The organism is Paraburkholderia sp. J94 (genome assembly GCF_905220285.1).
Lineage (GTDB): Bacteria > Pseudomonadota > Gammaproteobacteria > Burkholderiales > Burkholderiaceae > Paraburkholderia > Paraburkholderia tropica_A.
Genome location: NZ_CAJMZH010000017.1, coordinates 193,431 through 201,532, shown reverse-complemented (window position 1 = coordinate 201,532; position 8,102 = coordinate 193,431). Strand labels below are relative to the sequence as shown.

The window sequence follows — 8,102 nt, the reverse complement described above, 5'->3', positions numbered from 1 at the left end:
CATTACCACGGGCCGTGACGCCAGCGTGTGCACCGGGCGTTCATTCCACGTGGCGTCGCTGCATTCCATCTCGATGTTCGCCTACCAGCAGGGCATGAAGTTTATCGCCAATGGGCGGGTCGATATCCAGTCGCAGAAAGATCAGATCGCAATGCAGGCGCTTGGCGATATCACGGTCAGCAGTTCGAACGGCAAGCTCATTCTGACCGCGGATCAGGAAGTGTGGATCGGCGCTGGCGGCTCGTATATTCAGATCAACGGCGGCGGCATTACCAACGGCTCGCCGGGGCCGATTCTGGAGAAGGGCGCGACGTGGGGCAAGCTAGGTCCGGTTTCGGCATCCATCGCATCGGCTATCGCTGGCGGTGCGGATTCAGGCATTTGTCTTGAATGTCTGCTGCACGCAGTTGAAAGCGGTGCGTCCTCCCTGGAGCGCGCATGATCCCCGAGGAAATTCAATCGCGTTTGCTTGCGCATTCAGAGCAGCATACGAACCTGCGGGTCTACGTGCTCGTCGATGGCATCCAGTTTCACAAGCACACCAGTACCGCTATCCAGCCCCAGGCGGGAAGTGTCATTGCGCTTTTTGCGGGTACGCTGGATGAGCGGCTGGCTCCAGCCGGGCCTTGGCTCATTGATCCGGTTCGTGCAAAGGGCCTTGCACGAATTATTGTCGAGATGGAACCGGACCTGCCTGGTGTCGTGTGGCTGATCACATCTCTGGATATCGACGCGCAAGCCGAATTGTTGCGCCTGAAAATTAGCGCACGCCTGCCGAATCAACGGGAACTCATGGTGCGGTTCTGGGACCCGCGTGCACTGGTGTCGCTCTATCAATCAGTGAGTCGCGAAAAGTGGCGCGCCTATTTCGATGGCGTACACGAGTGGCTTTTCATTCACGAAGGGAAACGGACTTTTATCGAAACCCATGCTTGAACTTACAGAAATGGAATGGGCTGCGCTTCAAGCCGCAGACGAACGAACATTCGTGTCCGTCGTTCGGAATGACATCGTGCGGGTCGAACCAGCACTCGTAGACGATCCGAATCTTCTGGATCGCCTCCATGTGGCTTACGGGCGTGCAAAGCAGCTCGGTTTCGTACACGACAAAGCGATTGTTGAGTTTCTGTACCTTGATGCGAGCGTACCAGGTTTTTACCAAAACCCTTCGATAGCAGGGTGGTTGGCGAAGCCGGGAACTACAGGCGAGGAGCGGTTCGAGATGTTTCTTTCGGTGTTGCGTGCAAAAGTGCGTGATAGACAGGAGAACAACTGATGGTTGCGTTGGCGGTCATACCACTTGAAATTGGTGCTGAATGGCTCCTTGCGGCATTGGGCGTCGCTGCGGTAGGTACCACAGCGGTAGTGGTATTGGATAAGTCGAAAACTGACGACAAGACTGATGCACCTGCGATACCTGATATAGCGACCCGAACGCGATCACGTAATTGTAAATGTCCACCAGACAAAGGAATTAAAATCCGAAGAAATCATGGCGTAAACTGGAATTCTTATAGGTACCAGGCGCGCATTACAGGTTTCGCATTCGATCAAGTTGGGTGTGCATGGAGCGAGGAGTGGAGTTGGCTCGGTCGCGATTTTGACGGGTACCAGCAGGGCGAATGTCTACTACAGGAAGCCAAAGGAAACTACGATCAGTTCCTCGACAGGAATGATCGACCACTTTCATTTTTCGAGGGATTCGAGAAGATGACAGAGCAAGTTGAAGAACAGGCAACAAGAGTACATGCCAATCCGCCAGCAAAACTCATGTGGTATTTTCAGACACCACGAGCAATGGAGTACATGATTCCCGTGCTTGCTGCTAATGCCGTACCATTCGTTTGCGTTCCTTAAATCCATGAATCTATTTTCTCAGCATCGAGATCGTGCCGATCTTCCAGGTGGAGATTTTTTTTATCATTTTGATCGTCTTCGACCTATTGTGAATCTATTGAGGCAGAAAGATCGTCACATGGAAGAATGGTATCTAAAGGGCGGAAACTTGAGCGATGCACTCCGATTTTCTGTTTATGGAGTGGATGAGAGACCGCGGAAAACGGCTGTTGATGAGCTAATTCGAAGATATAAAGAAAAGAAATCGGTTGACACAAAGGTTGTTGGGATTTGGAATGGTGAGAAGTCGGATGATGATGGTGCTTCGCTAGCCTTCTCTATAGATGGAGAGGGTGTACTTCCACGCCTGCTTGACTTTAATTTAAATGAGCGAGGTGAAGGAGTTTCCCGTCTAGGGAGTTACCAATCAGTCGCGGAAATTGTTGCCAAGGTGGCTGAAATATATGGATCTTCTTATGTCACATATGGACCTCGCAAATATGTTTCTAAAAAAATCTTTCAAGACCGCCCGGGTGTAAGCTGGATGCTTTATTTGCCGCGTGTGCTCACGGTAATGGACGTACCAGAAGCGCGTGCCCTGATTTCAGTCATGCAGGATGATGGCCGGCAGCAAGGCACGATCATCGTCAGTGTGACGGATGCCGTGTTTGATGTGAATAATCAGGCGCATGTAAAGGTCGCAAACGCAATCGAAATTCGTCTGGCCGATCAGGATATGTTGCCGCGATTTATTGACCTTTAAGAGCAAGGGAGGATTCATGGATTTCATCCGGCTTGGCGATACCACTGACCACGGCGGCGTAGTCGTGACTGCCTCAAACACGATGGACTACGATGGCAGGCCAGTCGCCCGTAAGGGCGACCTAATTGAATGTCCTCTGCATCCACAGATACAACCGAACGCTATCCTGGAAGGTGACGAGGAAATTAGCGACCACGGTATCCCCGTCGCTCGCCACGGCCATCACGCCACGTGTGGGTGCAGTCTGATATCGAGCATCACCTGAGCAACGGGTCCGCGCAAGCGGCCCTATCATTAACCGGGAACGAATCGATGGAACAGGTAGCACAACGCACCAGACTATTAGCAAAACTGATTGATTGGCTGCTTGCCTCTCCGTGGATCCACGCTTTCCTTGCCCTCATGCGCCGCATCAGTGTCAATCCGGCTATCGACCCGGTCGTCACAGCCATGCGTCCGCACGCGAAACCGTTTCGCGTCGGCCAGAAACCGAGCCTTATCTTCGCACCGAGCGAAGTGGCGGAAGCAAAGATCGGCGGACTGCATATCCGGCTTTACGGCCTGGGCATGCTCGGACCCAACGGGCTGTTGCCAATCTATGTCACCGAGATTGCCCGCGAGCGTGAGGAGCATCGTGGGGACGCTACGCTCAGCAACTTTCTCGACATCTTCCACCAGCGCTCACTGAGAATCCTGTGCCGCGCCTGGGCGGTGGGGCAGGCGACAGCAAACCGGGATCGCCTCGGGCACGACCGGTTTTCGTTCTACGTGGGCTGTCTTTCAGGTCTGTCGCCCAGACGGGGCGAACGGCATCGCATGCTTCCGCATGCACGGCTCGCGGCAACACTGCGCCTTACGAGCGAGCCGCGTAATAGCAAAGGACTGTGTAACTGGATCGCCCATCAGTTCGGTGTCCCGGTCAGCATGGTGCAATAGGCGCTGAACTGGCCCGTGCTACCGCCGGAGCTTCAATGCCGATCCGGCGAGGGGCGCAGGTCAGCCGCTCGGCGGCGGCGCGATCCTCGGTGAGTGCTTACCGAGCCGAACGCAGCGGGTCTCCTCACCCTCGGGCCGCTGGACATTCAGACGTATCACCGCTTCATGCCGTAGGGTGACGACCTGCTGATGCCGGTCGCGCTCATACGCGCTTCGTTGAACCCAAAAATCATACCCAGTGATTTCCCTGCATCAGCGGGGCAGGCAGCCACTGCCATTGTGCAGATCGGCCCCCTCCACCAAAGAAAGATGCCCGAATGCGCTCGTCCCAATCTCCAATTTAAAGAAATGCGGAATCCTGCCTAAATCTCGCAGCCTCCATTCTTCTCACACCCTCCAATAAACCAATAAATCAGACAAATACCCCACCAACAAAACATTACATAAACCAATCCACAAAATTACATTTCCATTAATCCAGTTGAATATAAAAAACCCCACATTTTGTAGCTGAAACGCATCAATCAATTGAAATAAACGGAAAGATCTGGAATGATACTGATTCTCATTTGCTTGCCCGGATCCACACCGTTCCGGGCTTGTTGAATCCAACCTAGCCAGCCTGTCGTCGAGCCTTCGTCAACTGAAGGGGCGGCCAGCCAGCCAACAGAATCCGCGTCGATCGCGCCTCCTTCGCGCGTTCCATCGACTGGCTTTTCGCCGCACAGGGACCCCCATGTTGAACAGGACGCCGCTCGCGAGTGCGCTCGCGCTGGCTTTTGCCGTACCTATCGCATCGCCCGCGTTCGCTCAGAGCGCGCCCATCGCCGCTTCGGCGGTGAGCGCCGCTGCGCCCGCCAACAAGAACGCCGCGTCGGACGGCGCCACGCTGCCCGCCGTCTCGGTGTCGGCCGATGCGCCGTCGCAGGATTTCCAGGCCGAGAAATCGTCGGTCGGCGCCAAGACGCCCACTGCGTTGCGCGATATTCCGCAGTCGGTCACGGTGATCAACAAGGCGCTGCTGCAATCGCAAGGCGCGACCTCGTTCCAGGACGCGCTGCGCAACGCGCCCGGCATCACGATCGGCGGCGCGGAAGGCGGCCAGATCGGCAACAACATCAACCTGCGCGGCTTCACGGCCCAGAACGACATCTATCTCGATGGTTTTCGCGACCGCAACCAGTACTATCGCGACACCTTCGACCTCGAATCGATCGACGTGCTGTACGGCCCGTCGTCGATGTTGTTCGGGCGCGGTTCGACGGGCGGTGTGATCAATCAGGTGAGCAAGCAGGCCGGTCTCAAGCCGATCACCGAAGTCTCGACGACGGTCGGCACCAGCGACCGCTATCGCGCGACCGTCGACGTCGATCGTCCGCTCGGCGACCACGCGGCGTTCCGCCTGAACGCGTTCGGTCAGTCGCTCGGCTCCACGCGCGACCAGATGAAGAACAAGGACTACGGTTTCGCGCCGACGCTGCGCTTCGGCATCGGCACGCCCACGGAAGTCACGCTTTCGGCGCTCATCCAGCACAACTACGATCAGCCCGATTACGGCGTGCAGTCGATCAACGGTCATGCGTTCGCGCCGTCGAAGGGCACCTACTACGGGCTCACCGACGACCGCACGATTCAGGACGTGCAGACCGTGTCCGCGCGCGTGGATCACAAGTTCAACGATCAGTTCAAGATCAGCAACCAGACGCAGTTCTCGCACTCGCTCACCGATGCGCGCGAGACCGCGGCGGGCGCTGTGCTGACCGGGCCGCTCGCGTCGAGCACGGCGCTCAAGAACGGTAACTACACGACGCTGCCGCTTTCCGATCTCTACGTGAAGCTCGCGAGCCACGATCGCGTGATCGAGAACCACTCGATCTACAACGATACGATGGCGACGTACAAGTTCAACACGGGACCGCTCAAGCACGAGATGCTCGCGGGCATCGAGATCGGTCACGACAGTTATACGAATCAGGCGTACACACGCAACAATCTGCCGATTGTGTCGCTGCTCGATCCGGTCTATATCCCGACACCCTCGAACGTCACGCAGACGGTCGGCAATCACGCGGAGTCGGGCGCGACCACGTTCGCGGCGTACTTCAACGAAACGATGTCGATCGGCGAGCACTGGAAACTGATTGGCGGCGTGCGCTGGGATCGCTTCCAGGCGCACATCGCGAATACGATCAGTGCTCCGAACTACGCGGATCAGACCAACACGTTCACTAGCGTGCGCGCGGGCGCGATCTATCAGCCGACCGACTGGCAGTCGTATTACTTCTCGTACGGCACCTCGTTCGATCCGTCGCTTGAAGCGCTCACGGTCACGAACAACACGCAGAATCTCGCGCCGGAGCACACCAAGTCGTATGAGGTGGGCGGCAAGTGGGATCTGCTTGGCGGCAATCTTTCGGTGACGTCGGCGTTCTTCCAGCAGGAAATGGACAACGCGCGCACGCAGACCTCGACGGGCGAGTACACGCTCGAAGGCGACATTCGCGTGCGCGGCTTCCAGGCGGGCGCGACGGGCCACATCACCGACAAGTGGCAGGTGTTCGCGGGCTACACGTATATGGACGGCATCGTGCTTCAGGCGGCCGACGGCACGCAGGGCCACACGCCCGCGAACACGCCGCGCAACACCTTCACGCTGTGGACCACCTACGCGTTCGCGCCGCATTGGGAAGTGGGCGGCGGTCCGACCTATATGTCCTCGCGCTACGCGGCCAACACGAATTACGTGGAAGTGGGCGGCTACACGCGCTGGGATGCGATGGCCGGATACCATGCGAAGAAGTGGGACGTGCGTCTGAACGTGCTGAACATCACGAACAAGTTCTACTACGATGCGCTGATCCAGTCGGACGGCGGGCGTTCGGTGCCGGGCGTTGGCCGCACGGTGCTCGCGACGTTCGACTACCGGCTCTGATCGGTTCGACGACTGGAGTTGCCGCGCCGTCGTGTGAGTAATCGTGTGCGCGCGCATCGAATCGGCGATGCTTGAACGTTGCTTCGATGCACGCGCGCACGGCAACGCGGATGTCACGCAAAGCCCGCATGATCATGCGGGCTTTGGCGCGTCCGGTGCGATCGACGTACGAAGCGAAGTGCACAATACCGCTTGAAACAAGGCCTGAAATACGGCGTAACACGTGCGGCGCGAAGTCAACTGTAAGCCAGCGAAGAAGGAAGCGATAATGCTGATTCACATCCCCAATGTACTGACACCCGAGCAGGTGCGCGCGGTGCGCGAACGGCTCGACAATGCGGGCGATGCCTGGGTCGATGGCCGTGCAACGGCCGGGTGGCAGGGCGCGCCCGTCAAGCGCAATCAGCAGATCGCGGAACACACGCCGATCGCGCGCGAACTCGGCGACGTGGTGCTGGCCGCCATCGAGCGCAATCCGCTTTTTATCAGCGCCGCGCTGCCCAATCAGGTTTATCCGCCGCTGTTCAATCGTTATGAAGGCGGCATGACGTTCGGCTCGCATGTCGACGGTGCGGTGCGCGTGCTGCCCAACGGCCTGAAGCTGCGCACCGATGTGTCGGCCACGCTGTTTCTCTCGGCGCCCGAGGAGTACGACGGCGGCGAGCTCGTGATCGAAGACACCTATGGCGTGCAGGAAGTGAAGCTGGCCGCGGGCGACATGATCGTGTATCCGGCCACGAGTCTGCATCAGGTGAAGCCCGTCACGCGCGGCGTGCGCGTCGGCAGCTTCTTCTGGGTGCAGAGCCTCGTGCGCGACGACACGAAACGCGCGCTGCTTTTCGACATGGATACCGCCATCCAACGCTTGAACGCGAGCGACGCCGACGCCCAGGCGCGGCGCAGTCTCGTGGGCTGCTACCACAATCTTTTGCGTATCTGGAGTGAGACGTGAGTTCTTCTGAATCGGCCGTTTTTATCGACGATAACCAACGCGCCGAACGCGCGAAACGTTCGCGCCGCGCCACCTTCATCAAGTGGCTGCGCAAGGTGCATGGCTGGGTGGGCTTGTGGGGCGCGGCTCTCGGCTTGCTGTTCGGCGTGACGGGCTTCGTGCTCAATCACCGCATGGAGCCGCTGCGCATTTCGCCGGGCGCGCCGCAGGTGTCGTCGATGCAGCTTCCCGTGCCCGATCCCGCGCCCGACACGCCGCGCGAGATGGCGAAGTGGCTCAAGTCGCAGCCCGATCTCAAGCTGCCGCAGCGCATGGGCCGCGTGCAGAAGGAGCCCGAGCACAAGGTGGCCTGGGGCGATCGCGAGACCGTGCAGCCCGAGCGCTGGCAGATGATGTTCACGGCGCCGCATGAAAACGTGGCCGTCGAATACTGGGTGGGCAACGATTTCGTCACGCTCAAGCGCACCGACAATTCGCTGATGGCGACCATCACGAATCTGCACAAGGGCGTGGGCATGAGCATCGGCTGGGTGCTGTTCATCGACACCTTCGCGGGCGCGCTGATTCTGCTTTCGCTCACGGGCGTGCTGCTGTGGACCGAGCTGAACAAGCGCAAGACCATCGGCGCGGTGCTGCTGATCGGTTCGATCGTCGTGGGTGTGTGCGTCGGGCTGGGTTGAATC

The 8,102-nt window shown here is 58.3% G+C and carries 10 protein-coding genes; all 10 read left to right on the top strand.

Annotated elements, in window-relative coordinates; translation table 11 throughout:
• The coding region (locus tag U4Y88_RS30845; RefSeq protein WP_321788597.1) for a DUF2345 domain-containing protein at nt 1–442 on the top strand (442 nt) is incomplete at its 5' end.
• On the top strand, nt 439–936 hold the full coding sequence (locus tag U4Y88_RS30840) for a DUF4123 domain-containing protein (RefSeq protein ID WP_321788595.1): 498 nt from the start codon (nt 439–441) through the stop codon (nt 934–936). The genes U4Y88_RS30845 and U4Y88_RS30840, both read left to right, overlap by 4 nt.
• On the top strand, nt 929–1,276 hold the full coding sequence (locus tag U4Y88_RS30835) for a hypothetical protein (protein ID WP_321788593.1): 348 nt from the start codon (nt 929–931) through the stop codon (nt 1,274–1,276). The genes U4Y88_RS30840 and U4Y88_RS30835 overlap by 8 nt, the downstream gene beginning before the upstream one ends.
• On the top strand, nt 1,276–1,857 hold the full coding sequence (locus U4Y88_RS30830; protein ID WP_321788591.1) for a restriction endonuclease fold toxin 5 domain-containing protein: 582 nt from the start codon (nt 1,276–1,278) through the stop codon (nt 1,855–1,857). The genes U4Y88_RS30835 and U4Y88_RS30830 overlap by 1 nt, the downstream gene beginning before the upstream one ends.
• Nucleotides 1,829–2,599 carry an Imm52 family immunity protein gene (locus tag U4Y88_RS30825; RefSeq protein WP_415774521.1) on the top strand — a complete coding sequence of 257 codons (771 nt, stop codon included), beginning with the start codon at nt 1,829–1,831 and terminating at the stop codon, nt 2,597–2,599. The genes U4Y88_RS30830 and U4Y88_RS30825 overlap by 29 nt, the downstream gene beginning before the upstream one ends.
• A 16-nt stretch (nt 2,600–2,615) precedes the next feature.
• Nucleotides 2,616–2,864: a PAAR domain-containing protein gene (locus U4Y88_RS30820; protein WP_321788588.1), complete on the top strand. Its 249-nt coding sequence runs from the start codon at nt 2,616–2,618 to the stop codon at nt 2,862–2,864.
• A gap of 47 nt (nt 2,865–2,911) precedes the next feature.
• Nucleotides 2,912–3,535, top strand: coding sequence for a type VI secretion system baseplate subunit TssG (gene tssG, locus U4Y88_RS30815; RefSeq protein ID WP_321788586.1), 624 nt, complete (start codon nt 2,912–2,914; stop codon nt 3,533–3,535).
• 736 nt (nt 3,536–4,271) lie between these two features.
• Complete coding sequence (locus U4Y88_RS30810; RefSeq protein ID WP_224006399.1) at nt 4,272–6,467, top strand: TonB-dependent receptor; 2,196 nt, start codon at nt 4,272–4,274, stop codon at nt 6,465–6,467.
• 268 nt (nt 6,468–6,735) lie between these two features.
• Nucleotides 6,736–7,419 (top strand): Fe2+-dependent dioxygenase, encoded by a 684-nt coding sequence (locus U4Y88_RS30805; protein ID WP_224006402.1) that lies wholly within the window; start codon nt 6,736–6,738, stop codon nt 7,417–7,419.
• On the top strand, nt 7,416–8,099 hold the full coding sequence (locus tag U4Y88_RS30800) for a PepSY-associated TM helix domain-containing protein (protein WP_321788584.1): 684 nt from the start codon (nt 7,416–7,418) through the stop codon (nt 8,097–8,099). Before U4Y88_RS30805 ends, U4Y88_RS30800 begins: the two co-directional genes overlap by 4 nt.
• The last annotated feature ends 3 nt before the right edge of the window (nt 8,100–8,102 follow it).